The sequence below is a fragment of the Microbacterium hatanonis genome, from assembly GCF_008017415.1.
Lineage (GTDB): Bacteria > Actinomycetota > Actinomycetes > Actinomycetales > Microbacteriaceae > Microbacterium > Microbacterium hatanonis.
Window position 1 is genome coordinate 1006533 of record NZ_VRSV01000001.1, and the last position, 24744, is coordinate 1031276.

The 24744-nt window shown below is 70.4% G+C and carries 26 protein-coding genes; 11 read left to right on the top strand and 15 right to left on the bottom strand.

All coding sequences use genetic code 11. The features are described 5' to 3' along the window. Nucleotides 1–30: 30 nt before the first annotated feature. The 4 genes from FVP77_RS04795 to msrB form a co-directional block, all read right to left on the bottom strand. On the bottom strand, nucleotides 31–1308 hold the full coding sequence (locus FVP77_RS04795) for an FAD-dependent oxidoreductase (RefSeq protein ID WP_147893485.1): 1278 nt from the start codon (nucleotides 1306–1308) through the stop codon (nucleotides 31–33). A 62-nt stretch (nucleotides 1309–1370) separates the two neighbouring features. Further along, nucleotides 1371–2450 (bottom strand): DNA polymerase IV, encoded by a 1080-nt coding sequence (locus FVP77_RS04800; RefSeq protein ID WP_187266819.1) that lies wholly within the window; start codon nucleotides 2448–2450, stop codon nucleotides 1371–1373. Nucleotides 2451–2544: 94 nt separating this feature from the next. Next, complete coding sequence (gene msrA / locus FVP77_RS04805; protein ID WP_147893486.1) at nucleotides 2545–3099, bottom strand: peptide-methionine (S)-S-oxide reductase MsrA; 555 nt, start codon at nucleotides 3097–3099, stop codon at nucleotides 2545–2547. Next, entirely contained in the window at nucleotides 3096–3557 is a 462-nt protein-coding gene (msrB, locus tag FVP77_RS04810) for a peptide-methionine (R)-S-oxide reductase MsrB (protein ID WP_147893487.1), read from the bottom strand. Before msrB ends, msrA begins: the two co-directional genes overlap by 4 nt. A gap of 125 nt (nucleotides 3558–3682) precedes the next feature. Here msrB and FVP77_RS04815 point away from each other — a divergent pair, with 125 nt between their 5' ends. Continuing rightward, on the top strand, nucleotides 3683–4426 hold the full coding sequence (locus tag FVP77_RS04815) for a Type 1 glutamine amidotransferase-like domain-containing protein (protein ID WP_147893488.1): 744 nt from the start codon (nucleotides 3683–3685) through the stop codon (nucleotides 4424–4426). On the opposite strand, the gene FVP77_RS04820 is transcribed toward FVP77_RS04815, so the two are convergent. Further along, complete coding sequence (locus FVP77_RS04820) at nucleotides 4389–5528, bottom strand: zinc-binding alcohol dehydrogenase family protein (protein ID WP_147893489.1); 1140 nt, start codon at nucleotides 5526–5528, stop codon at nucleotides 4389–4391. The two genes, FVP77_RS04815 and FVP77_RS04820, sit on opposite strands and share 38 nt — an antisense overlap. Before the next feature lie 72 nt (nucleotides 5529–5600). On the opposite strand from FVP77_RS04820, the gene FVP77_RS04825 reads away from it, so the two are divergent. Beyond that, entirely contained in the window at nucleotides 5601–6161 is a 561-nt protein-coding gene (locus FVP77_RS04825; protein ID WP_147893490.1) for a TetR/AcrR family transcriptional regulator, read from the top strand. Between the two features lie 83 nt (nucleotides 6162–6244). Here the strand turns inward: FVP77_RS04825 and efeB are convergent, their stop codons facing one another. From efeB to FVP77_RS04845, 4 genes are all read right to left on the bottom strand, one after another. Then, nucleotides 6245–7549, bottom strand: coding sequence for an iron uptake transporter deferrochelatase/peroxidase subunit (efeB, locus tag FVP77_RS04830; RefSeq protein WP_246133976.1), 1305 nt, complete (start codon nucleotides 7547–7549; stop codon nucleotides 6245–6247). Between the two features lies 1 nt (nucleotide 7550). Then, nucleotides 7551–8780: an iron uptake system protein EfeO gene (gene efeO / locus FVP77_RS04835; RefSeq protein ID WP_147893491.1), complete on the bottom strand. Its 1230-nt coding sequence runs from the start codon at nucleotides 8778–8780 to the stop codon at nucleotides 7551–7553. Continuing rightward, a complete protein-coding gene (efeU, locus tag FVP77_RS04840) occupies nucleotides 8777–9769 on the bottom strand; it encodes an iron uptake transporter permease EfeU (RefSeq protein ID WP_147893492.1) in 993 nt (330 codons plus the stop codon). Before efeU ends, efeO begins: the two co-directional genes overlap by 4 nt. 184 nt (nucleotides 9770–9953) lie before the next feature. Continuing rightward, the gene (locus FVP77_RS04845) at nucleotides 9954–11054 is read right to left on the bottom strand and encodes an SDR family oxidoreductase (RefSeq protein WP_147893493.1); all 1101 of its coding nucleotides are present in this window, start codon (nucleotides 11052–11054) and stop codon (nucleotides 9954–9956) included. Nucleotides 11055–11176: 122 nt separating this feature from the next. Between FVP77_RS04845 and FVP77_RS04850 the strand changes: the two genes are divergently transcribed. From FVP77_RS04850 to FVP77_RS04860, 3 genes are read left to right on the top strand one after another with little or no spacing between them, the layout of a single operon-like run. Further along, nucleotides 11177–11998 carry an SDR family NAD(P)-dependent oxidoreductase gene (locus tag FVP77_RS04850; protein WP_147893494.1) on the top strand — a complete coding sequence of 274 codons (822 nt, stop codon included), beginning with the start codon at nucleotides 11177–11179 and terminating at the stop codon, nucleotides 11996–11998. A 5-nt stretch (nucleotides 11999–12003) separates the two neighbouring features. Beyond that, nucleotides 12004–12159, top strand: coding sequence for a DUF2256 domain-containing protein (locus FVP77_RS17200; RefSeq protein WP_121151915.1), 156 nt, complete (start codon nucleotides 12004–12006; stop codon nucleotides 12157–12159). Then, nucleotides 12156–13601 (top strand): cryptochrome/photolyase family protein, encoded by a 1446-nt coding sequence (locus FVP77_RS04860; protein ID WP_147893495.1) that lies wholly within the window; start codon nucleotides 12156–12158, stop codon nucleotides 13599–13601. The genes FVP77_RS17200 and FVP77_RS04860 overlap by 4 nt, the downstream gene beginning before the upstream one ends. A gap of 1 nt (nucleotide 13602) precedes the next feature. Here the strand turns inward: FVP77_RS04860 and FVP77_RS04865 are convergent, their stop codons facing one another. The 3 genes from FVP77_RS04865 to FVP77_RS04875 are packed head-to-tail and all read right to left on the bottom strand — an operon-like array spanning nucleotide 13603 to nucleotide 15882. Next, nucleotides 13603–13884: a thioredoxin family protein gene (locus FVP77_RS04865; protein WP_147893496.1), complete on the bottom strand. Its 282-nt coding sequence runs from the start codon at nucleotides 13882–13884 to the stop codon at nucleotides 13603–13605. Between the two features lie 46 nt (nucleotides 13885–13930). Further along, nucleotides 13931–14632, bottom strand: a complete 702-nt coding sequence (locus FVP77_RS04870) for a response regulator (RefSeq protein ID WP_147893497.1) — start codon at nucleotides 14630–14632, stop codon at nucleotides 13931–13933. After that, nucleotides 14629–15882, bottom strand: a complete 1254-nt coding sequence (locus FVP77_RS04875; protein WP_147893498.1) for a sensor histidine kinase — start codon at nucleotides 15880–15882, stop codon at nucleotides 14629–14631. Before FVP77_RS04875 ends, FVP77_RS04870 begins: the two co-directional genes overlap by 4 nt. Nucleotides 15883–16007: 125 nt before the next feature. Here FVP77_RS04875 and FVP77_RS04880 point away from each other — a divergent pair, with 125 nt between their 5' ends. From FVP77_RS04880 to FVP77_RS04890, 3 genes are read left to right on the top strand one after another with little or no spacing between them, the layout of a single operon-like run. After that, nucleotides 16008–16991, top strand: a complete 984-nt coding sequence (locus tag FVP77_RS04880; RefSeq protein ID WP_147893499.1) for a Bug family tripartite tricarboxylate transporter substrate binding protein — start codon at nucleotides 16008–16010, stop codon at nucleotides 16989–16991. Between the two features lie 20 nt (nucleotides 16992–17011). Further along, nucleotides 17012–17641 (top strand): tripartite tricarboxylate transporter TctB family protein, encoded by a 630-nt coding sequence (locus FVP77_RS04885; RefSeq protein ID WP_222707692.1) that lies wholly within the window; start codon nucleotides 17012–17014, stop codon nucleotides 17639–17641. After that, nucleotides 17641–19179 (top strand): tripartite tricarboxylate transporter permease, encoded by a 1539-nt coding sequence (locus FVP77_RS04890; RefSeq protein ID WP_147893501.1) that lies wholly within the window; start codon nucleotides 17641–17643, stop codon nucleotides 19177–19179. The genes FVP77_RS04885 and FVP77_RS04890 overlap by 1 nt, the downstream gene beginning before the upstream one ends. A 75-nt stretch (nucleotides 19180–19254) precedes the next feature. Here FVP77_RS04890 and FVP77_RS04895 read toward each other — a convergent pair whose 3' ends face one another. Further along, on the bottom strand, nucleotides 19255–19842 hold the full coding sequence (locus tag FVP77_RS04895; protein WP_147893502.1) for a hypothetical protein: 588 nt from the start codon (nucleotides 19840–19842) through the stop codon (nucleotides 19255–19257). A 92-nt stretch (nucleotides 19843–19934) separates the two neighbouring features. Here FVP77_RS04895 and pgi point away from each other — a divergent pair, with 92 nt between their 5' ends. The 3 genes from pgi to FVP77_RS04910 all read left to right on the top strand — a co-directional run bounded on the left by pgi (nucleotide 19935) and on the right by FVP77_RS04910 (nucleotide 23719). Then, nucleotides 19935–21614 carry a glucose-6-phosphate isomerase gene (gene pgi / locus FVP77_RS04900; protein ID WP_147893503.1) on the top strand — a complete coding sequence of 560 codons (1680 nt, stop codon included), beginning with the start codon at nucleotides 19935–19937 and terminating at the stop codon, nucleotides 21612–21614. Between the two features lie 8 nt (nucleotides 21615–21622). After that, nucleotides 21623–22636 (top strand): hypothetical protein, encoded by a 1014-nt coding sequence (locus FVP77_RS04905; protein ID WP_147893504.1) that lies wholly within the window; start codon nucleotides 21623–21625, stop codon nucleotides 22634–22636. Between the two features lie 171 nt (nucleotides 22637–22807). Continuing rightward, nucleotides 22808–23719, top strand: coding sequence for an aggregation-promoting factor C-terminal-like domain-containing protein (locus FVP77_RS04910; protein WP_147893505.1), 912 nt, complete (start codon nucleotides 22808–22810; stop codon nucleotides 23717–23719). Between the two features lie 24 nt (nucleotides 23720–23743). Here FVP77_RS04910 and FVP77_RS04915 read toward each other — a convergent pair whose 3' ends face one another. Both FVP77_RS04915 and FVP77_RS04920 read right to left on the bottom strand, forming a co-directional pair. Next, nucleotides 23744–24067 carry a hypothetical protein gene (locus FVP77_RS04915; RefSeq protein WP_147893506.1) on the bottom strand — a complete coding sequence of 108 codons (324 nt, stop codon included), beginning with the start codon at nucleotides 24065–24067 and terminating at the stop codon, nucleotides 23744–23746. Nucleotides 24068–24081: 14 nt separating this feature from the next. Then, the gene (locus tag FVP77_RS04920) at nucleotides 24082–24714 is read right to left on the bottom strand and encodes a helix-turn-helix domain-containing protein (protein WP_187266820.1); all 633 of its coding nucleotides are present in this window, start codon (nucleotides 24712–24714) and stop codon (nucleotides 24082–24084) included. Between the last annotated feature and the right edge of the window lie 30 nt (nucleotides 24715–24744).

The following is a 24744-nucleotide window of genomic DNA, read 5'->3' on the forward strand; positions in this document are numbered from 1 at the left end:
ACAACGCTACCACGCCCTTTGACCGCACGGCTAGGGTCGGTCTCCGATCGCTCCCTCGCGGTCGGTCGCGACGATGGTGCGAGCGACCCGCTCTCCGGAGGCGAGGGCGCCCTGGATCGATGCGGTATCGCGATGGTCTCCCGTCACGAAGATCGACTCCGCCACGCGCGCGCGTCTCGTCGCGCGCAACGGCGCGGACTGCGCGGGGAGTGCGTCGGGGATGTCGTCGCGTCGCAGCAGGTGCCACGACTCCGCGCCGGTCTGCCAGATCTCGCCGAGTTGGCGGCGCACATCGGATTCGGTCGCCGCGTCGACGCGTTCGGGGCGCAGCAGGCATGTCGCCTGCACGAGGTGGCGTCCGCGGGGTGCGTACGACGGAACGGAGTTCGACATCACCGCCGTGTTCACGATCGGGCCGCGTCCGCGGGCGTCGACGCTGATCATGGCGGATGCCGCGGGGGCGCTGTCGGTGGCGAACCACCACGTCTGGAGGCCTCGCGTCGCCGGGCGGGGAAGGTCGACGAGGTCGGCGACCACGTCGGGTCCGACCGCCACGACGACGGCCGCAGCAGAGAGTGCCTCACCGCCGTCGACGTCGACCTCGGCACCCCTGGATGTCGACCGGAGACGCGAGACCCGCCGGTCGAGTCTGATGCCCACTCCCTCGGCGGTCGCGGTGAGCGCGAGCTGGGCGGGGAGCGCGCCGATTCCCCGTTCCGGGAGCCCGGGGCGTCCCAGTGCGAACATGCGCATGAGCAGACGGACGAACGCGTCGGAGGTGCGCTGCGAATCGTCGGCCAGCACCCCGGCGAGGAAGGGCGCGAGCACCTCGGTACGGAGCGTGCCGAAGAGCCCTGCTCGATCCCACCCCGCGCGGAGCGTTCGATCGGGGGCGGCCATCATCGTGCGAGGGCCCACGAGGGCGGGGGCCATCCAGCGGGCGAGGGCGACAGCATCCGCCCCGCTGATCAGACCGCTTCGCAGAGTGTCCGCAATGCGCGAGGGATGCCGCAGCGGGTGGGCGATCTCGGCGACGGTGCGCTCGCGGCGCACGCGCACCCCGACGGGAAAGCGCTGCAGGCGGAGGGCGGCGATGTCGACCCCGCGCTGCATCGCCGGATAGGCGGGGTTCAGAACGTGGAACCCCCGGTCGAGAAGGAAGCCGTCCATCTCGTCGGTGCGCTGGCGCCCGCCCACCGCCTTGGCGGCCTCGAGCACGACCACGTCGCGCCCGGCTCGGGCGAGGTCGGTCGCGCAGCGCAGACCGGCGAGGCCCGCGCCGATGACGATCACGTCGTGCGTCTGCATGCCGCGAGCCTAAGCGGCCCCTTCCGTTCGCGCCGAGGGCTTGCCGGTCGGCCCGGAAGGCGTCACCAGCCGCCGCGCGTCGGGGTGTGGCCCTCTCTCGCGTCGTCGGGCATGGCCATCTCGGCGCGGACGCCGAGCAGACGCACCGGGCGATCGGGGTCGATCTTCGCCACGAGCGCCATCGCCTCGGCGATCACGGCTCCGCGGTCGATCGTCGTCGATACGCGGCGCGTGAAGGTCTTCGTCACGAAGGGCGCGTAACGCACCTTCAGGCCCAGACCGACGACCGGGCGTTTCTCGGCGGCGACGTCGTCGAGCACCTGGTCGAGCATGGTGCGCACCGCTTGCTCGATGTCGGCACGGTCGACGAGGTCGATCTGGAATGTCGTCTCGCGACTGTGGCCTCGGGCCACCCAGGGGGTGTCGTCGACCGTGGTCGCGCCCTCGCCGCGACCCAGCTGCCGGTACCAGAGCCCCATCTTCGGTCCGAACTCGGCGGTGAGCAGGTTCGTATCGGCATCGGCGAGCTGCGAGACGGTGAGGATGCCGTGGGCGGAGAGTCTGCGCGAGATCTTCGAGCCGACGCCCCACAGATCCTTCGTCGGAAGGTCGCCCATCACCGACGTCCAGTTCTCGGCCGTGAGCCGGAAGACGCCCCGCGGCTTTCCGAAGTCGGTCGCGATCTTCGCTCGGACGAGGGTGTCGCCGATCCCGACGCTGCAGTGCAGGAGGGTGCGTTCGAGGACGGCGGCCTGGATCGCTCGTGCGTAACCCTCCGGATCGGCGGTCTCGACCCCGATGAACGCTTCGTCCCACCCCAGCACCTGCACGGTGGCACCCGGTTGCGCGCGCAGGGTCGCCATGACCTCCTCCGACGCGGCGGTGTAGGCGGGCGCGTCGACGGGGAGGAGGACGGCCTCCGGCGCCTTGCGCGCGGCGATCCGCAGGGGCATCCCCGAACCGACGCCGAACGCACGTGCCTCGTACGACGCCGTCGAGACGACGGCGCGTTCGGTCGGATCTCCTCGACCACCCACGATCACGGGCCTACCGGCAAGCTCCGGCCGCCGCAGCACCTCGACGGCGGCGATGAACTGGTCGAGGTCGACGTGCAGCACCCACGGCAGGGCGTCTTCGCTCATGAGGCCAGTGTGCTCCGCTCCGCCCACATCCGCATGCCGGAGACGACGAGAGCCGCGACCCCGACAGGGATCGCGGCTCTCGACGGAGCTCGGGTTACGCCGAGGCCTCGGCGCGCTTGGGCAGCACCCAGCCGGGCCGCACGAAGTGGCACGTGTAGCCGTGCGGGATGCGGATGAGGTAGTCCTGGTGCTCGGGCTCGGCCTCCCAGAACGGTCCGGCGGGCTCGATCGTGGTGACGGCCCTGTTCGGCCAGAGTCCGGAGGCGTCGACGTCGGCGATGGTGTCGCGTGCGACCTGCTCCTGCTCGGGGGAGAGCGGGAAGATCGCCGAGCGGTAGCTCGTGCCGACGTCGTTGCCCTGGCGGTTCAGGGTCGACGGGTCGTGGATCTGGAAGAAGAACGCCAGGATGTCGCGGTACGTGGTCTTCGTGGGGTCGAAGACGATCTCGACCGCCTCGGCATGGCCGTCGTGGTGGCGATACGTGGCGTGGTCGTTCGAGCCGCCGGTGTATCCGACGCGCGTGTCGAGCACCCCGGGCTGGCGGCGGATCAGATCCTCCACGCCCCAGAAGCATCCGCCGGCGAGGACCGCCGTCTCGGTGCCGGGGGTGCGGGTGATGGCTCCGGTATCGGTGGGTCCGCTGGTCATGATGCGATCTCCTTGTCGGTGAACAGTGTCAGGTAGGCGCCGTAGCCCTGCGCCTCGAGTTCGGCGACGGGCACGAACCGCAGTGCGGCCGAGTTCATGCAGTAGCGCAATCCTCCCGCATCACGCGGCCCGTCGTCGAAGAGGTGTCCGAGGTGGCTGTCGGCACCGGCCGATCGCACCTCGGTGCGCTTCATCCAGAGCGTGCGGTCGATCTTCTCGGTCACGACGGAGGGGTCGATGGGCCGGGTGAAGCTCGGCCATCCCGATCCGCTCTCGAACTTGTCGGTCGACGAGAAGAGCGGTTGGCCGGAGACGACATCGACGTAGATGCCGGCCTCGTGGTTGTCCCAGTACCGGTTGCGGAACGCCGGCTCGGTGGCGTCCTCCTGCGTGACGCGGTACTCGTTCGGGGTGAGGCGGCTCAGCGCCTCGGGAGTCTTTCGGTAGTCGGTGCTCACGGTTTCCTCCTCGGATCGCGCCGCTGGCTGCGGCGTCACTGAAGAGAACGGAGGCGACCGCGTTTTTGGTCCCTCGAACCTGGGAGCGGCGTGTGAGTTCGCATGGCGCGGCGCAAGATGGAGGCATGGGCGACTCGGGAACGCGGCCGGCGGGCAGCATCCATCTGATCGGTGGCGGACGCGACGCGGTGCGTCTCGCGCCGCTGTATGCGGCGTTCGTCGAAGAAGCGGCGGAGAGGAAGACGGATGCCGGGGCACGGCCGCGCGTTCATCTGCTGCTGGTCCGCGAACCCGGCGACGAGGAGATCACCGACCGCTTCGCGTCGCCGCTGCGATCCGCCGGAGCCGACGTCGTCGTCCGGGTGGTGGACGAGGGCGAGGCCTTCGCCGCGGACGCCCTCGACGGCGCGGACGGGATCGCCGTCGGCGGGGGACTGACCCCGGCCTATCGCGACGCCTGCGCGGCGCTCGCCGCATCCGTCCGCTCCCTCGTCGAGAGCGGCGTGCCGTATCTCGGGTTCTCGGCGGGTTCGGCGATCGCCGCCGGCCGTGCGCTGCTGGGCGGTTACCGACTCGATGGCGTCGAGGTCGGCGACGAGGGCGCATCGGAGGAGCTCGACGAGCTCACCGTGGCAGAAGGGATCGGGCTCGTGCCGTTCGCGATCGACGTGCACGCCGCGCAGTGGGGCACGCTCTCGCGGCTCGTCGCCGCCGTCGATGCCGACCTCGTGCCGGAGGGGTACGCGATCGACGAGCACACCGCCCTCGTCGTGCGCGGTGAGCAGGTCGAGGTCGCCGGTTCGGGCGCCGCCTGGCACGTGACGCGGGGCGTCACCGTGCGCCGGGTGCGTCCTCGCTCAGCGCGATGACGAGCTTCTGCGTCGAGGTGCCCGTGCGGAGCAGGTCGACAGCCGCCTGCAGATCGTCGAGTGAGTGGCCGACGATCCGTGCCGGGGGGAAGGCGACGTGCCGCCGATCGGCGAGCGCCGCGGGCAGGTAGTCGGTCCACAGCATCCGGCCCACCTCGTTGTCCATCAGACTGCTTCCCCAGACGAATCGGGCGCGCACGCCGCGGAGAGCGCATGTCGTCTGAAGGACGGCGTTGCGGATGACGAGGCGCCCGAGCAGACGCGCCCGTGCGGGCGACAATCCGCCGCGGCGCGGTTGGTCGTAGAACGATACGGACGGGCTCGCCAGGGCCACCCTCTTCGCGCCGGTCGCGACGGCGATGGCGACGCACGGTTCGGCCGACCCCGTCGCGATCGCCAGCACGCCGGCGACCACGGTTCCCCGAGACGCCGAGACCACCTTGTCGACCACGTCGGGGTCGCGATAGTCGATGACGTGCGACGCGCCGAGCTCGCGCAGGCGCGCGTGATTGCGCGGCGACGCCGTGGCGACGACGACGTATCCAGCGGCTCGCGCGAGTTGGATCGCATTCGCCCCGACGCTGGTGGCCCCGCCCCAGATCACGACCGTCTCTCGACGGCGGGGAGGATCGAGCTCGGGGTGGGCGAGCGAGAGGTTGTCGGCCTGGAACAGAGCGGATGCTGCCGTCGACACCGCCAGGGGGAGTACGACCGCGTCGGTGTCGGACATGTGCCCGGGAATCGGCGCCGTCAGGCGTTCCTCGACGGCGACGTACTGCTGGAACCCGCCCTCCGCGGTGTGGTCTCGCCCTTTCTCCATTCCGACGGCGTACGCGACGACCCGGTCGCCCACCCGGAACCGGGTCACCTGGCCCCCGACGGAGACGACGACGCCGGCGACGTCTTCGCCGAGGATGGCGGGGTAGGGCAACCAGCGGTACATGAGGCGCCCGTTCGACTGGGTGATCGCATCGAGCGGATTCACCGCGGCGGCCCGGACGCGCACGATGATCTGCGTCGGGGATGCCACGGGGTAGGGGGAGTCCCAAACGGTGAAGTCGGCGTAGGGGGCGTCGATCCAGGCGGCGGTGTTGGTGGGCATCTGCGGTCCTCTGATCGGCGATGACATTTCGTGTCATAGCAATGATGACACGAAATGTCGTAACCTGGGTGCATGAGTCGATGGGCACCGGACGCGGCACTGCGTCTCGAGAGCGCCGCCGTCGAGCTGTTCGAGGAGCAGGGGTACGGGCCGACGACCGTTCCGCAGATCGCGGCGCGTGCCGGGCTCACGACCCGCACGTTCTTCCGGCACTTCGCCGACAAGCGCGACGTGCTGTTCCTCCGCGACCGGGAGTTCCCCGACGTGGTCGGCGCCGCGCTCGCGGGCCTCCCCGACGCCCTCGGGCCGGGGGAGCTGGTAGAGCGAGGGCTTGCCGTCGCGGTGGCTCCGCTCGATCACTGGCGAGACAGCATCGGACGGCGCAGAGCACTCATCCAGACCGACGACCGTCTGAAGGAACGGGAACTGCTGAAATCGGCACGCCTCTCGGAGGCTGTGGCGAGTGCGCTGGGAACGCGCGGGCTCACCCCTCTCGACGCGCGGCTGCTCGCAGCGACGGCGGTCGCCGTCTTCGATGCCGCCCTCGATGAGTGGCTCGATTCCGCCGACGGCACGGCTCTCGCCGACCACCTGACAGCCGTGTGGGAGCGGATGCGCGCCGTCCGCGGCTGATCCCGGTTCGGGGCGCGTTCCTCGCTTCGGGGCGCGGGATTCCACGCCCCGAGGGGTGAAACCCGCCCCGAATCGACCGAGCCTCAGGTGAAGAGGCCGGCTCCGACGTAAGAACCCCGTGAGGCCCCGGGAGGCACGGCCCACAGGCCAGAGCCGACATGACGGATGTACTCGCGCATGGCGTCGGTCGACAGCGCCCGCTGCAGGGTGACGAACTGCTCCGGGCTGCGCTGGAACGAGAGGAAGAACAACCCCGCGTCGAGCCTGCCGAGATCGGTGTTGCCGTCGACGAAGTTGTATCCGCGGCGGAGGATGCGGATGCCGCCGTTGTTGTCGGGGTGCGCCAGATGCACGTGGCTGGTGCGGTCGATGCGCGGCGCGCCCGCAGCATCCGTCGCCGAGAAGTCGGGCTCGGTGAATTCGTCGCCACCCGACAGGGGTGCGCCGCGTCCCTTGTCACGCCCGACGATGCGGTCCTGTTCGCTCAGGCGCACGCGGTCCCAGGTCTCGATGATCATCGCGATCTTGCGTGCCACGAGGTACGAGCCGCCCGCCATCCAGGCGGGTTCGTCGCCCGCTGCGACCCACACGTTCTCGTCGAGGGCGGCCGTGTCGTCGGCGAGGATGTTCGCCGTGCCGTCCTTGTACCCGAAGAGGTTGCGCGGGGTAGCGGCCCCCGTGGTCGTCCGCGAGGTGCGGCCGTACCCGAGCTGCGACCAACGGATCCGCGCGCGTCCGAACGCGATGCGGCTCAGGTTGCGGATGGCGTGCACGGCCACCTGCGGGTCGTCGGCGCACACCTGGACGCAGAGGTCGCCGTCGGATGCTGCGGGGTCGAGATCGTCGCCGAGGAACGCGGGGAGGCGCTCGAGCGCCGTGGGGCGCGCGCCGGCCAGCCCGTACCGGTCGTCGAACAGCGAGGGCCCGAAGCCGAACGTGATCGTGAGGCCGTTCGCGGCGAGCCCCTGCGCTTCGCCGGTGTCGTCCGGTGGCGCTTCGGGGGATCCCCCGACCGCTCCGGTCGCGCTGACCTCGAGCCCCTGCGACATCCGCGCCGAGGCGTAGGTCCAGTCCTGCAGGAGCGAGATGAGGTCGTCGCGGTCGGTACGAGCCATCATGTCGAACGCGGCGAAGTGCAGGTGCTCCTGCACGGGGGTCGTGATCCCCGCCTGATGCGTGCCATAGAAGTCGTACGCCGTCGCGGCCGGATCCACCGAGGTCGCCGCGGCCGCCGTGCGCTGTGCCACGACGCCGCCGCCGGCGCCCATCACGAGACCCGCGGCGCCCGCCCCGACCGCCCAGCCGAACAGCCCGCGCCGGGAGACGCCGGTCGCGTGGTCGGGGGTCGGGGCGTCGTCGTCGGGCGTCTCGTCCAACTCGGTGGTCACATCACTCCAGGACGGTCACGGTGAGCTGCGAGAGCGGCTCGGCCAGCGCGTTGATGAGGTCGGTGAACTCGCGCTTGTCGGCGTCGGTCAGCTGCCCGTAGCCGACGAAACCGTCGGTGAGCGAACCGTGCGCGGCGAGCGACGCCTCGAGATCGGCGTAGCCGGCCTCGATCTCTTCGACGAGGGCGCCACCCTCGTCGCCCTTCGATGCGGCGAAGTCGGACACGAGCGAGAACGCCATCTTCGAGCCCTCGACGTTCGCGGCGAAGTCGTAGAGGTCGGTCCCCGACCACCAGTCCTCCTCGCCGCTGATCTTGCCCGTGGCGACCTCGTCGAGGAGCGCGATCGCGCCGTTCGAGATGCCCGCGACGCCCTGCGCGTCGAGAGCCGTCTGGAAGTCGGCGGAGTGCACGTAGTCGTACAGCTCCTGCACGTCGGTGATCAGCTGGTCGCCGTAGGAAGCGCGTTCCTCGGCCGTCGACGGCGCCCAGTCCTGCCAGGCGGGCGTCTCGCCGTCGGCGTTCAGGGCGTCCTGAGCCGGCACCCAGAGGTCTTTCTCGATGCGGTGGAATCCGGTCCAGTCGAGCCCCTCGGCGACGGCGTCGACCTCGCGGTAATCGATGCGGGGGTCGAGGTCGCCCAGCGCTTCGGCGACGGGCTCGATGCGCTCGTAGAACGCGCGCACCTGCGGGAACTGCGCCTGCGCCGCCGCATCGTCGCCCGATTCGTAGGCGGCGACGAACGCGTCGACGGCGGGTACGAGCTGGCCGACCTGGTCCTTGACGAACGCAGCGTAGAGGTCGACGGCCTGCTGCTTCTGCTCGGCGTCGGGTCCGTCGATCGCGACGGCATCGCCGCTGACGGCGAAGCCGGCCCTGCCGACCCCGTCGCCGATCATGCCGGGCTTGCAGAGGGTGTAGTAGTCGCCGGGCTGCGCGACGACCGTGAGCGTGCGCGAAGCGCCCGGCGCGATGTTCTCGACCTCGCCCACGATGCGCAGGCCATCGTCGGCGAGCAGATAGAACTCCGTCACCTCGTCGCCGCTGTTGGTGACGTCGAACGCGAGGGTGCCGCTCGTGGCGCTCGACCCCGACACCTCGCAGCCGTCGGCGGTGGAGGTAACGGTGAGGGCATCGGATGCGGCGACGTCGGCCTTCGCGACGCAACCGGCCAGAACGATGGTCACGACCCCGAGGGCCGCTGCCGCTCCGACGAGACGAGAGGTGTTCATGCTGCTCCTTGCTGTGTGGTGGACGCGCCGGCGGCGGGGACGCCGGCGCCGTTCGCGGGAACCTCGTTGCCGAGCGCGGAGGTCGTCGACGCCGCGGGGGCCGACGTCGCTCGTGCAGGGCGCCCCATCGCGCCGCGGACGAAGAAGAGGCCGACGACGGCGATGTACACGACCCACGCGATGACCTGCAGCCAGGTCATCCGCGGCATGAAGCCGATCGTGGCCTGCAGGATGGCGGCGAGCGGGCTGCCCGGGGGAACGGCGACGGAGACGTCGAAGGCCCACCCGAACGGCAGCGCCGCCCACCCGGTCGCCACGGCGCCGGTGGCAGCGTCGAGCGGTGCGGCGGCGGTGAAGGGGCCCGGAAGCGCGCCGGCCTCCTGCAGGTCGTGGATCGCGTAGGCGAGCACTCCGGCCGCGACGATGACGAGGAACGCGCCCGTCCAGGTGAAGAAGACGCGGAGGTTGAGCCGCAGCATCCCCCTTGCCACCGCCCACCCGAGCACGACCGCGCACGCCAGACCGAGCAGGGCTCCGAGGAGCGCGTCGGGGGCGTTGCCGAACGACTGCACCATCGACCACAGCAGCAGAGTGGTCTCGATCCCCTCGCGGGCGACCGAGACGAAGCCGATCGCGATGAGGGCCCAGACGCTCCCGGCGACGAGAGCCCGCTGCACTCCGCTCTCGAGGTCGTTCTTCAGCGTGCGAGCGGTGCGCTGCATCCAGAAGATCATCCAGGTCACCATCGCGACCGCGACGAGCGAGAGGAGTCCGCCGATGAGTTCCTGGGCCTCGAACGTGAGCGAGTACGCGCCGAACGTGAGGATCGCACCGATGCCGAGCGAGAGGATCACCGCCAGAGCGACACCGGCCCAGAGGCGGGGGAGCGCGTCGCGACGGCCGGCTCGCGAGAGGTAGGCGACGAGGATGCCGACGACGAGGGCAGCTTCCAGGCCTTCGCGCAGGCCGATGAGGAAGGTCGCGAACACGGGCGGACGTCCTTGCGGTGGGGAACGGGAACGAGGGGAGCCCATCGGGTCGGCCTCATGAGGTAAGGCTTGCCTCACCGATCCGAAACAGTACGCCCATCGAGGCCGTTCCGTCCACACGACGCATCGACGTCGAACGACGTCGCTCGACGAAGCCCCGTCGTTCCGCCGGGATCACACCCCCTCAGGGGATGAGACGCTCCGCACGGTAGCGGTCGAAGAGCGCAGTGAAAGAGTCGACGGTGCGGTGGTGCAGGGTGAATCCGGCCAGGCGCGACTTGCTCATGTCGGTGACGACCTCGATCTCCCGGCCGAGGTCGGCGTCGGTGTGCCACCACGAAGCGATCCGGGCGACGTCGGGCTCGGCGAGTCCGTGTGCCGCGACCAGGCGATCCCAGACCTGCTGCGCATCGGCCATCCGCTCCGCCAGCGGCTGGGGGGTCTCGACGGGGCCGACCGGGTCGACGCCGAAGTACGCGGCCAGCCGCGGCCACATCCAGCGCCAGCGGAAGACGTCGCCGTTCACGACGTTGAACGCCTCGTCGCGGCCGGCGTCGGATGTGGCCGCCCACACCATCTGCTCGGCCAGCACGGTCGCGTCGGTCATGTCGGTCAGCCCGTTCCACTGCGTGAGCGACCCCGGGAAGACGAAAGGTGCGCCGAGTTCGCGGCAGATCGACGCGTAGACCGCCAGGGTCAGGCCCATGTTCATCGCGTTGCCGACCGCGTGGCCGATCACCGTGTGCGAGCGGTGCACCGACCACGTGAACCCTCCGCGCGCGGCCGCGGCGAACAGCTCGTCCTCCTGCGCGTAGTAGAAGTTGGGGGCGTCCAGACGCGGTTCGTCCTCATGGAACGGTGTGTCGGGCATCGCTCCCTGGCCGTACGCCTCGAAGGGCCCGAGGTAGTGCTTCAGGCCGGTGACGAGCGCCACGTGCGCGACCGGTGCGGAGGAGAGCGCCGCGAGGAGATCGCGGACCATCCCGCCGTTGACAGCGATGTTTTCCTCCTCTGTGGCCTGACGCGACCAGGCCGTGAAGAACACGTGCGTGGGGCGTTCGTCCGCCAGCACTCGGGCGAGGTCGGCCGCCGATCGCAGATCCGCCGACAGCGCCCGCACGCCCGCGCGCGGTGCACCGGGGCGTCGGGAGAGCGCCGTCACCTCCCATCCGCGCTCGGCGAGCAGGTCGACCAGGGCCGACCCGCCGATCCCGGTCGCGCCGACGACGAGTGCGCGGCGATCCGGATCGAAGGGGGAGGAGGGGGTGTTCGCGGAGGAAGTCATCCCCCGGCCCAACGCGGGCGGGCGGGAGGCATTCCCGGTAGGGAGGGCGCGGTCCGCGCAACCCCCGGCGAACGCGAAGCATCCGCGCTTACGCTGACGCCACCCGCAATCGAGGAGGACCCGTGCCGCGCACCATCGTCATCACCGGAGCCAGCGACGGCATCGGCGCCGCATCCGCCCGTCAGCTCACCGACGCCGGCGAGCAGGTCGTGGTCGTCGGGCGCAATCCCGAGAAGACCGCCAAGGTCGCCCGGCAGCTGGGAGTGCCCTCGCACGTCGCCGACTACAGCGATCTCTCCCAGGTGCGAGACCTCGCCGCCGTGCTCCTGGAGACCTACCCCCGCATCGACGTGCTCGCCAACAACGCCGGAGGCGTCTTCGGCGAGCGCACCGTGACGAAGGACGGTTACGAGCTGACCTTCCAGGTCAACCACCTCGGCGGCTTCCTCCTCACCAACCTGCTGATGGATCGGCTGATCGAGAGCAGTGCGTCGATCGTGCAGACCTCGAGCTTCGCCGCTCGCGGCTTCTCCCGCTTCGACATCGACGACCTCCAGGGCGAGAACCGCTTCTCGGCGACGACGGCCTACGGCAACGGCAAGCTCGCCAACGTGCTGTTCACGAAGGAACTCAACCGCCGCTTCGGAGACGACGGGCTCAGCGCCGTCGCGTTCCACCCCGGCGCGATCGCGAGCGGGTTCGCCGCGGCGTCGACGGGCCCGTGGCGCTTCATGTACACCAACCCGCTCGCCGCGCGCCTGCTCACCTCGACCGAGGTCGGCGGCGCCCGCTTGACGTGGCTCGCGCTCGGCAAGCCCGGGGTCGACTGGGAGCCGGGCGAGTTCTACTCGAACAACCGGCCGTCGAAGACGAGCCGCATCGCCGACGACCCGCTCGTCGCCAAGCGCCTCTGGGACGAGAGCGCCGAGATGGTCGGGCTGTAACCGTGATGGCCGCGACGCCGCGGCAGACGAAACCGTGCGCGCACTGCGGGCGCCCGTTCGCCGACCGCAAGAGGTGGGCGGGGCGCGAGCAGTGGGACGAGGTGAAGTACTGCTCGCGCGGATGCCGCGCCGCAGCCGCTCGTGAGAGGCGTCGGGCGTGAAGGCGGCTCTCATCCTCGGCACGCAGCTTCTGGCGCGGCACCCGGCCTTCGACGATCCCGACATCGACGCGTTCTTCTTCGTCGAGTCGGCCTCACGGTTCGAGCGGCTGCCCTACCACCAGCACAAGATCGTGCTGGTGCTCGCGGCGATGCGGCACGCCGCAGCGCGACTCGAGTCCGACGGGCGGGCCGTGCACCGCGTAGCGCTGTCGGACGGGCTGTCGTTCGCGGAGGGGGTCGAGCGTCTCGTACGCGAGACCGATGCCGACGGGCTGGCGTGGATGAGCGCGACCGATCGCGGCGTCGACGAGCGCCTCGACCGGCTGTGCGCCCGCCTCGGACTGCGTACCCGCGTGTACCCCGACGACCTCTTCCTGACGCCCGCCGATCTCGTCGATGGCTGGTTCGCCGAGCATCCCACCCCGGTCATGGAGGACTTCTACCGGTGGCAGCGTCGCCGTACCGACGTGCTGATGGACGGCGAGAAGCCCGTCGGGCGTCGCTGGAACTTCGACGCCGACAATCGTGAACCGCTCCCCAAGGGCGGTCTGCCGATCCCCGCGTTGCCGGCCGTCGAGCGCGACCCGATCCTCGAGCGCACGATCGCCGAGGTCGCCGACCGATTCGCAGGCCATCCGGGCGATGCGACGCAGTTCTGGCTGCCCGTGACGCCCGAGGGCGCGCGCGGCTGGCTCGACACGTTCGTCGCCGAGCGGCTGCACGACTTCGGCCGCTACGAAGACGCGATGGCTCACGACGAGGCGTTCCTGTTCCATTCGGTGGTCTCGCCGATGCTCAACATCGGGCTCGTCTCGGTGCAGGAGGTGGCGGATGCGGCGCTCGCCGCCGTCGACGACGTGCCGCTCGCCTCGATCGAGGGGTTCTTGCGACAGGTGATCGGGTGGCGGGAGTACATGCGCGGGATGTATCGCGCTCACCCGGCGCTGGAGCGGACGAACTTCCTCGGCCAGGAGCGACGGCTCGAAGGCTGGTGGTACACGAACGAGGACGTCCCCGACGACCTGCCCGAGCCCGTCCGCGCGGTGCTGGCGCGGGTCCACCGGTGGGGATACGCCCATCACATCGAGCGACTCATGGTGCTGGGCAACTGGTTCCTGCTGCAGGGGTACGAGCCGCGCGAGGTCACGCGCTGGTTCTCCGCGCTCTTCGTCGACGCGTACGAGTGGGTCATGGTGCCGAACGTGATGGGCATGAGCCAGTACGCCGACGGCGGGCTCGTGGCGACCAAGCCCTATATCTCCGGCGGCGCCTATCTTCAGCGCATGGGGTCGTGGTGGTCGTCGGGCCGGGAGGCGAAGGAGTCCGCCTTCACCGACGCCTACTGGCGCTTCCTCGACGAGCACGAAGACCAGCTGACCGGCAACCACCGTCTGGCCCGGCCTCTCGCCCAGATGCGTTCGCGCCGGGAGGCCGCGGAGTAGCTCAGGCCTCGAGGGCGCGCGCGACCGCGACGAGCACGTGGTCGAGCTGCGGCACGCCGCTCGCGCGGAGCACTTCGCCGCCGGCGCTCGAGCGGACGATCACCGTCGGGGTGGCGTCGATGCGGTCGGCCTCGGCGAGATCGGGCACGAACGCCACGTCGTGCTCGGTCACGACGACGCCCGGAACGAGCTGCTGAACACGCTCCAGCACCGATCGCGTCTGCCGGCATGCTCCGCAGAACGACGACGAGAACAGCGTGAGCTCGATCGGCGCGGTCTGCATGGTGGCTGCAACCGCGACCGCCCTCGACGTATTTCTTCGGGTGGGGTCACGCCACGCGGCGGTACAGCACCTCGGGGCGGCCGCGCGCGCCGAAACGGTGGGAGACGGCGGCCTGCCCGGTGTCTGCGAGGTAGCCGAGGTAGCGGCGCACCGTGGCGCGCGAGGCGCCCGACGCCTCGGCGATCGCCTGCACGGTCGCGGGCGTCGTCGGATGCAGCGCCGCGAGGATCGTCTGCAGCGTGGAATCGGCGAGGCCTTTGGGCAGCGCGGCCGGGGTCGGAGGTGCGGCAGTCGCGGTGCGCGGCTCGACCAACCGGTCGATCTCGCCCTGGGCGAGCCCGATCGGCGTCTCAGCGGGGCGCGCACCGCGCTCGTCGCGGTACTCGGTGAGCCGGGCGACGAACGCCTCCTTCGTGAACGGCTTCACCAGATATCCGACGACGTGGGCCGCCAGTGCCTGGCGCACGGTGAACCCGTCGCGTGCAGAACTGATCACCATGACGTCCACACCCCACTCGCGCACCAACCGGAGCCGGTGCAGCACCTCGATACCGCTGAAGTCGGGCAGGTTCATGTCGAGCAGCACGAGATCGATGCTCGTGTCCGCCGCGAGGCGCGCCCCCTCGGTGCCGGTGCGCACGGCCGCGACGAGGTCGAACCCCTCGACGTCGCGCAGATAGGCCGAGTGCAGGCGCAGCACGGCCGGGTCGTCGTCGACGAGCAGCGTGCGGATGCGGGTGCCGCTCACCGCACGAGCCCCCGGGCCGTGATCGGCATCTCGACGGTGAAGCGCGCGCCGCCCCACGTCGAGCGTCCGACCGTGATGGTGCCGCCTCGCCCGGCGACCGCACGACGCACGAGGTCGAGACCGACCCCGCGCGCCTCGGGTCCGCCCTTCGACGAGACCCCGCGCTCGAAGATGCGGTCGATCAGGTCGGGCGCGATGCCCGGGCCGTCGTCGCTCACGTCGACGTGCACCCCGGTCGGGTCGGCGACGACGAGCACGCGAACGCGCTGCCCGCCCGCCTCGATCGCGTTGCGACAGAGGTTGCCGATCACGAGCAGGTCGGCGTCGTCGAGCAGCCCCGGCTCGACCGTGGTCAGCGGGTCGACCTCCAGACGCCCGCCCCGTGCGGCGAATTCGGCGGCGAGGGCATCCAGCAGCGTGCGCAGGGCCGGGTCGCCGACGGCGGCCGCCGCCGCGGTGCCGGTCGTCAGCGGCACGAGACGGTCGACGTAGTCCAGCGCGGCATCCGACTCGCCCTCGGCGACGAGGCCGCGGATCACGTGCAGACGGGTGCGGAACTCGTGCGTCTGGTCGCGCAGCGCCTCGGCGATCCGCCGCTGCGTCTCCGCATCGCGGGCGCGGTCTTCGAGACGGCGGATGCTGCGGCGCAGCACTCCGGTCAGCAGCGCGCTGACGAAGCATCCGATCACCACGGATCCGAGCACCCAGGGGAGGAGCCCCCCGACCGCCGCGTTCAGGTCGCTCGCGATGCGGCTCTCGAGGATGCCGACCGACGCGGTGCCCACGATCTCGTCGCCGTCGTAGACCGGCACCTTCGCGCGCAGCGTCGAGCCGATCGTGCCCGTCTCGGTGCCCACGAAGGTCTCGCCGTCGAGCACGGCCGACGGATCGGTCGAGACCGGAAGCCCGCGTTGGTCGGGCGTCGGGTGGGTGAGGCGGATGCCGGCGGCATCCGTGATGACGACGTAGTCGACGCCGGAGGCCTCCTGCAGGATGTCGGCGAGCGGCTGCAGCTCGGCCATGGCCGAGGCGGTGTCGTCCTGCACGGCGGTGCGCACCTGGTCGAGGTCGGCGAGGCTCCGCGACACGTCGAGCACGCGCTCGGTCGTGGCGACGCGGATGCTGCGGTCCTGCACCGCGAGAGCGACCAGGGTGGTGACGGCCACACAGGCGAGGACGACGACGCACTGCATGACGAGGATCGCGAGCGTGCGGGTCTTCGTGCTCGCACCCTGCGTGTTCGAGGTCATCGTCGACTCCTCCGCGGCGTGAGCATCAATGAGCGCAAATCCAGCCGAACGCGACGCGACACCCACGCGATGCCAGTCTACTCGGGCGGTCTGCAGCAACGACGAAGCAGACCCGGGAGGTGGATATGCGTCGACGCATCATCGGAACGATCGTGGGTGTCCTCGCCGGAGCGCTCTTCCTCGGCGCCGCCGTGCACGCGAGCGTCACCGGAGGAGGCTCCGCCAGCCCGCGCACGAAGATCACCCTCGTCGCGCCCGCCGCGCCCGGCGGTGGATGGGACGCCTTCGCCCGCGAAGGACAGCAGGTCATGCGCACTGAGGGCATCGCCGGGGGAGTGCAGGTCGTGAACATCCCCGGTGCGTCCGGAACGATCGGCCTCGGCCAGGTCGCAGAGATGGGCGACCGGCACGACATCATGCTCGTCACCGGCGGCGTGATGGTCGGCGGAACGATCATCAACAACTCCCAGGTCACCCTCGAAGACGTCACCCCGATCGCCCGGCTCGCCGACGACTTCAACGTGCTCGTGGTGCCGGCCGACTCGCCGTTCCAGACCCTCGACGACTTCGCCGCGGCGCTCGCCGCCGACCCGGGCGGCACGGCCATCGCCGGCGGATCGCTCGGCGGCATCGACCACCTCCTCGCCGGGCTCCTCGCCCAGGCCGTCGGAGCGAACCCGGCCTCCGTGAACTACCTCGCCTACCCCGGCGGCGGCGAAGTCGTGACCTCGGTGCTCTCGCACACGGCCGCGGCCGGCCTCTCGGGGTACAACGAGTTCCGCGACCAGATCGAATCGGGCAGCATGCGGGCTCTCGGCACCTCCGCTCCCGAGCCCGTCGAGGGCATCGACCTGCCGACCTTCCGCGAGGGCGGCCTCGACGTGTCGATGTCGAACTGGCGCGGGTACATCGCCCCGCCCGGGATCGACGACGAGACCCGCGAGGAGCTGATCGCCATGGTCACCGAACTGCGCGACACGGAGGCATGGGCCGAGGTGCTCGACCGCAACGGCTGGGTCGACAGCTTCATGACCGGAGACGAGTTCGGCGCGTTCATCGCCGAAGAGACCCGCCGCACCGAGCAGATCGTCGAGGAGCTGGGACTATGACGACCAACGATTCACATCCGATGACCACGGGGACCATCCGCGTCCAGCGGATGCCCCGGTGGTTCACCGGCCGCAGCGAGCTCTTCGTCGTGGCCGGCGTCCTCATCCTCGCGACGTGGATGCTCATCGGCACCGTCACGATGGAGGTGCCAGACGGCGCCGCCTTCCCCGGGCCGCAGTTCTTCCCGACCCTCGTCTGCGTCTTCCTCTACGCCGTGGGCATCGCCCTGGCGATCGAGGTGCTGCGCACGCCGCAGCGTCAGCACGTGGGCGATGACCCGGTGGAGATCTCCGACGAGATGCTCCGCGACCTCGGCTCGATCGACGCGACGAGCGAGATCCGGGTCGTCTCGCCCGAGGACTACGCGGCGACGCCGACGGATGCTGCGGGGAGCGCTGCATCCGGATCCGACCACAGGACGGTGCTGATCACGATCGCCGGTTTCGCGGGCTTCATCGTGATCCTGCCGTTCGTCGGCTGGCTCATCTCGGCCGCGGCGCTGTTCTGGGTCATCGCCTGGGCGTTCGGCAGCAAGCGGCCGCTGATGGACATCGCGATCGCCGTCATCATCTCGTCGGTCGTGCAACTGGCGTTCGGGGCCGGCCTCGGTCTGTCGCTGCCCGCCGGCTTCCTGGGAGGGATTCTCTGATGGATCAGCTCGGACACCTCATGGAGGGGTTCGCGGTCGCCTTCACGCCGCAGAACCTGCTCTTCCTCGTCATCGGGGCCGTGCTCGGCACCGCCGTCGGCGTGCTGCCGGGTCTCGGCTCGGCCATGGCCGTCGCCCTGCTGCTGCCGGTCACGTTCAGCCTCGACCCCACCGGCGCGTTCATCATGTTCGCGAGCATCTACTTCGGGGGCCTGTTCGGCGACTCGACCTCGGGCATCCTGCTGAACACCCCGGGCAACTCCTCGGCGATAGCCACGACCTTCGAGGGCCATCGGATGGCCAAAGACGGTCGAGCGGCCAAGGCGCTCGGAACGTCGGCGATCGGTGCCTTCATCGGCGGCACCATCGCCTGCATCCTCGTCGTCTTCTTCGCCCCCGCGATCGTGCAGCTCGCGACGATCTTCGGTCCGGCCGAGTACTTCGCGCTCGCCGTGTTCGCCTTCGTCGCCATCTCGGCCGTCGTCGCCGACTCGATCGTGCGCGGGCTCGTCTCGCTCGGTCTCGGCTTCGCGCTCGCCCTCGTCGGGATCGACGGCATGACCGGCACCGAACGCTTCACCGCCGGCAGCCCGGTGCTCTTCGACGGCATCTCGATCATCGTCATCACCGTCGGCCTCCTCGCGCTCGGCGAGGTGCTGCACGTCGGCTCGTACATCCGTCGATCGGGAGGCCCCGGCGCGGTCGTCGCGCCGAAGGGCTCGCCGATGCTGAACGCCCGCGAGTGGCGTCAGGCGCTGCCGGCCTTCCTGCGCGGCACCGCGTTCGGCGTGCCGTTCGGCGCGATCCCGGTCGGCGGCTCCGAGGTACCGACCTTCCTGGCCTACGGCACGGAGAAGCGACTGGCCAAGCGGCGCAACGACCCCGATTTCGGTACGCGCGGTGCGATCCAGGGTGTGGCCGGACCGGAGGCCGCGGGAAACGCGACAGCGGGCTCCGCGATGGGTGCGCTGCTCGGCCTCGGCATCCCGACGTCGGCCACGGCCGCGATGATGATCGCTGCGTTCCAGCAGTACGGCATGCAGCCCGGCCCGCTGCTCTTCGAGCGCAGCGGCGACCTCGTGTGGCCGCTGCTGGCGAGCCTCTTCCTCGGGCTCATCATCCTGCTGATCATCAACCTCCCCTTCGCCGCGGTATGGGCGAAGCTGCTGCTGATCCCGCGTCACTACCTCTACGCGGGCATCTCGGTCGTCGCGATGCTCGGCATCTACGCGATCGCGTCGCGCACCGTCGACCTCTGGATGGCGCTGGGGATCGGCGTCGTGGGATTGATCATGCGACGCTTCGCGCTTCCGCTCGCACCGGTGCTGATCGCCGCGATCCTCGGCCCGCTCGCCGAGACCCAGCTGCGCCGCGCGCTGGCCGTGTCGGAGGGCGATCCGACGATCCTCGTCTCCTCTCCCATCACGGTGGTGCTCTACCTGCTCCTCGCGGTCGTGGTCGGCGTGAGCGTGCTGCAGCACACCCGCCACACCGTCAGGCGCCGCAAGACCGACAAGGCCGACGCGCTCGTCCGCTGACCGGAACAGAAATGGCAGTTCGTGCCGCATCCGGATGGACGCTGCGGCACGAACTGCCATCTGTACGTCGAGGTGTCAGGCGGTCCACTCCCAGGTGGAGAAGACCGACTGCGCGAGCGCGGTGCGGTCGGCCTCGGCCACGTCGTCGTTGAAGGTGAAGGTCACGACGAAGGTCTGGCCCGCGTTGGTGGGGTAGTACTGGTCGACGCGGAACTCGCTGCCGCTCGAGGCGAGGAGCGCCGTCAGGTGCGACGACTCGACCCCGGCGACCGTGACGCGGTCGAGCACCTGCACGTCGGTGGCCCCACCGGTTTCGAGCTCCTGCACGCCGATGGTCTCGACCTGCTCGTTGGTGACCTCGCCGGCCGGGCTGAGCACGACGTTGATGTTGTCGGCGAAACCGTCGGTGTCGGTCACGTCGGCGACGGCCGTGTCGACGCCGTCGGGTACGGCCTGGCCCTCGGGGATGCCCCAGCCCTCGGGGGCGGTGAAGCTGTAGCCGCTTCCGTTGATGCGGTCGCCCGTGGTGGCTTCGACGGACTCCGACGGTGCGGATGAGCTCGAGGCGGCGGGGGTGTCGGTGTCGATCGTGGCGGGCGAGCACCCGGCGAGGGCCAGGGCGAGCACGACGGAGGCGGAGGCGAGGGGAAGGATTCGGCGCATGCCTTTCACCGTACGCGTGGCAGAGGGCGGCATCGACCGCCGATACACTCCGCCCCCGCGTGGTGTGTCGCATTCCTCGGTAACGTAAGAGCGTGAGCGCACCTGTCGACCCCACGTCCACGTCCGCCTGGAGCCAGCTGACCGCGGCCCGCGACACCTTCGAGCCCGATCTGCGCGGCTGGTTCGCGAACGATGCGGGCCGGGTGGAGCGATTGACCCACACCGTCGGCGATCTTCACGTCGACCTCTCGAAGAACCTGGTGACCGACGAGATCCTCGCGGCCCTGGTCGAGCTCGCCGCAGAGACCGGCGTCGCCGAGAGATACGCGGCGATGCTCGCCGGCGACCATCTGAACACCAGCGAAGACCGCGCGGTGCTGCACACCGCCCTCCGCCGGCCGGGCGGGGCGAGCCCCGAGCTCGTGGTCGACGGTCAGCACGTCGACGCCGACGTGCACGAGGTGCTCGACAACCTCTCGGCCTTCGCGGAGCGCGTTCGGTCGGGCGAATGGCGCGGCATCACCGGCAAGAAGGTCACCCACGTCGTCAACATCGGCATCGGCGGCTCCGACCTCGGCCCGGTCATGGTCTACGAGGCTCTGAGGCCCTATGCCGACGCCGGCATCGACGCGCTCTTCGTGTCGAACATCGACCCGACCGACGTCGCGCAGAAGACCGCCGGCCTCGACCCCGAGACCACCCTGTTCATCGTCGCGTCGAAGACGTTCACGACGCTCGAGACCCTCACGAACGCGCGCCTGGGTCGCGAATGGCTGTGGGCGGGTCTGACGGAGTCCGGCGCGATCGATGGCTCCGAAGCATCCCGCACGGATGCTGTCGCCCACCACTTCGTCGCGGTCTCCACCGCGCTCGACAAGGTCGCCGCCTTCGGCATCGACACGGCCAATGCGTTCGGGTTCTGGGACTGGGTGGGCGGTCGGTATTCGGTCGACTCGGCCATCGGCCTGTCGCTGGCGATCACCCTCGGCCCCGACCGCTTCCGCGAGCTGCTCGCCGGGTTCCACACCGTCGACGAGCACGTCGCGCACACGCCGCTAGCTCAGAACGTGCCCGTCCTCATGGGCCTGCTCAACGTCTGGTACAACAACTTCCTCGGGGCGCAGTCGCACGCGGTGCTGCCCTACGCCCAGCAGCTGCACCGCTTCCCGGCCTACCTGCAGCAGCTCACGATGGAGTCCAACGGCAAGTCCGTGCGCTGGGACGGCACGCCCGTCGTCACCGACACCGGCGAGATCTTCTGGGGCGAGCCCGGCACGAACGGACAGCACGCGTTCTACCAGCTGATCCACCAGGGCACCCGCCTCATCCCGGCCGATTTCATCGCCTTCGCGAACCCGGCGTACCCGCTCGAGGACGGCGGTCGCGACGTGCACGGGCTGTTCCTGGCCAACTTCCTCGCGCAGACGAAGGCCCTCGCCTTCGGCAAGACGGCCGAGGAGGTCGAGGCCGAGGGCACCACCGGGGCACTCGTCGCCGCCCGCACGTTCCCGGGCAACCGACCGACGACGTCGATCTTCGCGCCGTCGCTGACCCCGTCGGTTCTCGGACAGCTCATCGCGCTCTACGAGCACATCACCTTCACCCAGGGCACCATCTGGGGTATCAACTCGTTCGACCAGTGGGGGGTCGAGCTCGGCAAGCAGCTCGCCCTGCAGATCGCCCCGGCGATCGAGGGAGACGAAGATGCGCTCGAGGCGCAGGATGCGTCGACGAAGGCACTTCTGGCGTACTACCGGGCCCAGCGCCCCTGACCGGCCGAATGAGCGATTCCGCCGAGCATCCGCAGATCGGGCATCTCGACGTTCCGCAGGAAGTGATCGACGAGGTCGGCGTTGCGCTGGGCCGCTTGGCGGCGGAGTTCGGAGCGACGGTAGACGAGCGGGGGATCGAGGGCATCCCCACCGACGGCTGGCGGGTGCTCCAGCGCTGGGACACCGGGGCCGCCGTGGTCGGTGCTCCCGTCGACGCTTCGGGTCGGTCGTGGCGGATTGCGCAGCTGGGAGACGGGCGCCCCGAGGCGCCGAGCCGATCTGCGCGGGTGCAGTCAGAGACGATGCCGTTGCGTCCCAGTCGCGCGGACCGGTCGCGCGGTCTCGAGATGCGGTGGCCGGAGGCGACCCGCACGTCGATCGACGCAGCCCTCGACGGTGTCGGGTTCGCCATCGACATCGTCAACACCGGTGAGAGCATGTGGCGCCCCGACGGTGATCCCTTCCACGTCGTCGGCGTCATCATCCCGGCGGAGCAGAAGGACGTGGGATTCGGCTGGATGAGCGGGGGAGGGAACAACCGGGCCGTGCCGCTCGCTCCGGGTGAGTACGCGCGGCTTCCGGTCGACGTCGGGGACGGACAGTGGCGCGATCTGCAACCCGGCAGCTATGAGCTGCGCGCATTCCTGCCGGGCCTGGCCGTTCCTTCGCCTCCGCCCCTGCCGCTGGAGCTGACGGCCGAGGTGATCGAACGTCAGCGTCGTCCGAGGTTTGCCCGGCGAGCACCTGCGGATAGACGCGACCAGCTCGAGATGCAGATCCTCCAGGCGCGCGCTCAAGGGGTGGGGCGAGCGCGGCTCGAGGACGTCGCGAAAGCCGCTGCGAGCGCCGCGACCCGCGAGGCCGCCCGCACCGAGGTGCAGCGCATTCTGGGCTGCGATGTCGTCGTTGCGGACGCGGTGCTGAGTACGCGTCTCGTCGATTTCACTGACGAAGGAGTCCAGGTCTCCTTGCGTCTCATCGAGCACCTCTCGGGGCGGCTCGACGAGCTCCGTGCTCGCTAGCTGCGTCGCTAAAAGCTTCTGATCCGGCCTTTACCAAAAGGGCTCCTCTCACGTTCCGTCCAGGAAGTGCCGAGGGTTCGTCCAGACGGAGTGGTGCAGACTCGGGCACTTGTGTCTCACCCGAGGACGCGAAGCGCCGTTCTGGCGCCCACCAACCGAAGGACCCGGTTCATGCTCCACACCCAGAAATCGGCGCGCCCGCGCCGCCGTCTCCTCATCGCCGGCGCGTGCGCCGGTGTCGCCGTCAGCGTTCTGGCCTCCGCCGCCGCTGCGACGGCGAGTCCGATCGCGACTCCGGCCGCAGCATCCGCCACCCTCGCCCTGCAGATCACCGAGGCGGCACCCTTCCTCGTCGATTCCCCGGTCGTCGACGCCTTCACCACCAGCACGGGCGAGGCCCAGGCAGCGCTCGACAGCGCGCGGTCGGCCCAGGCGGAGGCCGCCACGGTCATGGCGTCGGTCGCCGAGTCGGGCCTGTCGTCGCGGATCGCCGAGCCGACGATCGACACGACCGACCTGCGCGCGTCGATCTCGAGCCTCGCGAAGGCGAGCATCGTGCCGGTGCTGCTCTACCCCGCCTTGGCCGACGACGCCGAGGCGCAGGCCGCCTCGGTGAGCGATGAGGTCGCCACGCTCCGCGCCGAGCTCGACGCCGCGCGTGAGCAGAAAGCGGCGGAGGACGCCGCCCAGGCCCAGCGCGAGGCCGAGGAAGCCGCCCAGGCCGCTGCCGCGGCTGCCGCTCAGGCCGCCGCCGATGCGCTCGCGGCGGCGAACACGCCCGATGGCGCGAAAGCGGTCGCCAGCTCGATGGCGGCAGAGCGGTACGGCTGGGGGAGCGATCAGTTCTCGTGCCTGTCGTCGCTCTGGCAGAAGGAGTCGAGCTGGAACTACCAGGCGTACAACGCCTCGAGCGGTGCCACCGGTATCCCGCAGGCTCTGCCCGGCAGCAAGATGGCCAGCGCGGGCTCCGATTGGCAGACCAACGCGGCGACGCAGATCGCCTGGGGGCTGCAGTACATCTCCGCCGCCTACGGAACCCCGTGCAGCGCATGGGGCCATTCGCAGGCCACGAACTGGTACTGAGCGCTTCTGCCGCGCCCGGTGGGGTCAGCCGGCCTCACCGGGTCGCGGCAGCCTGACGACCCAGCCGTAACGGGTCAAGGCGGCGTCGAGGCGCTGGGCCTGAACGGCGGCCGCCTCGAGCGACGCGTCGGAGCACACGTCGATGGCGAGCGGCGGCGGGTCGGCGAACCTCGGGATCTGCACCTCGGCCCACACGTTCGGAGCCAGCCCCACCCGCGGCCATGCCGTGCCCGCGTGCTCGACGACCGAGTCGGCGGCGAACGCGATCACGTCGAGGGCATCGAGCTTGGTGATCGGCAGGTCGACGACCAGCGTCACGACGAACGGACCGCTCGCGGTGTCTCGCATGTGCCCTCCGGTGCTCACTGCTCAGGCGGTGCTGTCTCGCCGGCGCTCGGGCGGTTCAGGCTGGCAGGAGGTGATGAGACCCAGATCGCCTCGGCACGCTCCGGGCCGATGTTCGTGATGGTGTGCGGCACGGACGAGCGGAAGTCGAGACTGTCGCCTTCTCTCAACTCGTAGTCCGAGCCGTCGAGACGGAAGCGGAACAGGCCCCGCACGACGATGAAGATCTCGCGCACATCGCCGTGGGTGTAGTCATCGCCGCCCACGACCGCCCCGGGCGGGTACTCCGTCGACGTGACCTCGACGTCGAGGAGCGGTGGCGGCGTGATGGCGGTCGTGAGCACGTCGCCGCCGTGAGAGAGCGAGGGGCGCTCCTCCCGTCGAAGCACGCGTCCCGACGTTCGGGGCCTCTCGAAGAGGTCGATGATCTGAAGCGACAGGACGTCGGCGAGGCGTCTCAGAACATTGAACCCGGCGTTGGCCGTTCCGTTCTCGATCTGGTGGATGTAGCTCGGGCTCACGCCGGCCGCGACGGCGAGGTCGCGCATCGACATGCGGCGGCTCTTGCGGAACATGCGCAGACGCGCACCGAAGACCTGCTGATCGGTCAGCTCCTCGGCCAGGCCGTCGTCGGTGGAGGTAGGCGCCATGTCTGCGGTTGCGGGGTCGGTGTGGTGCGC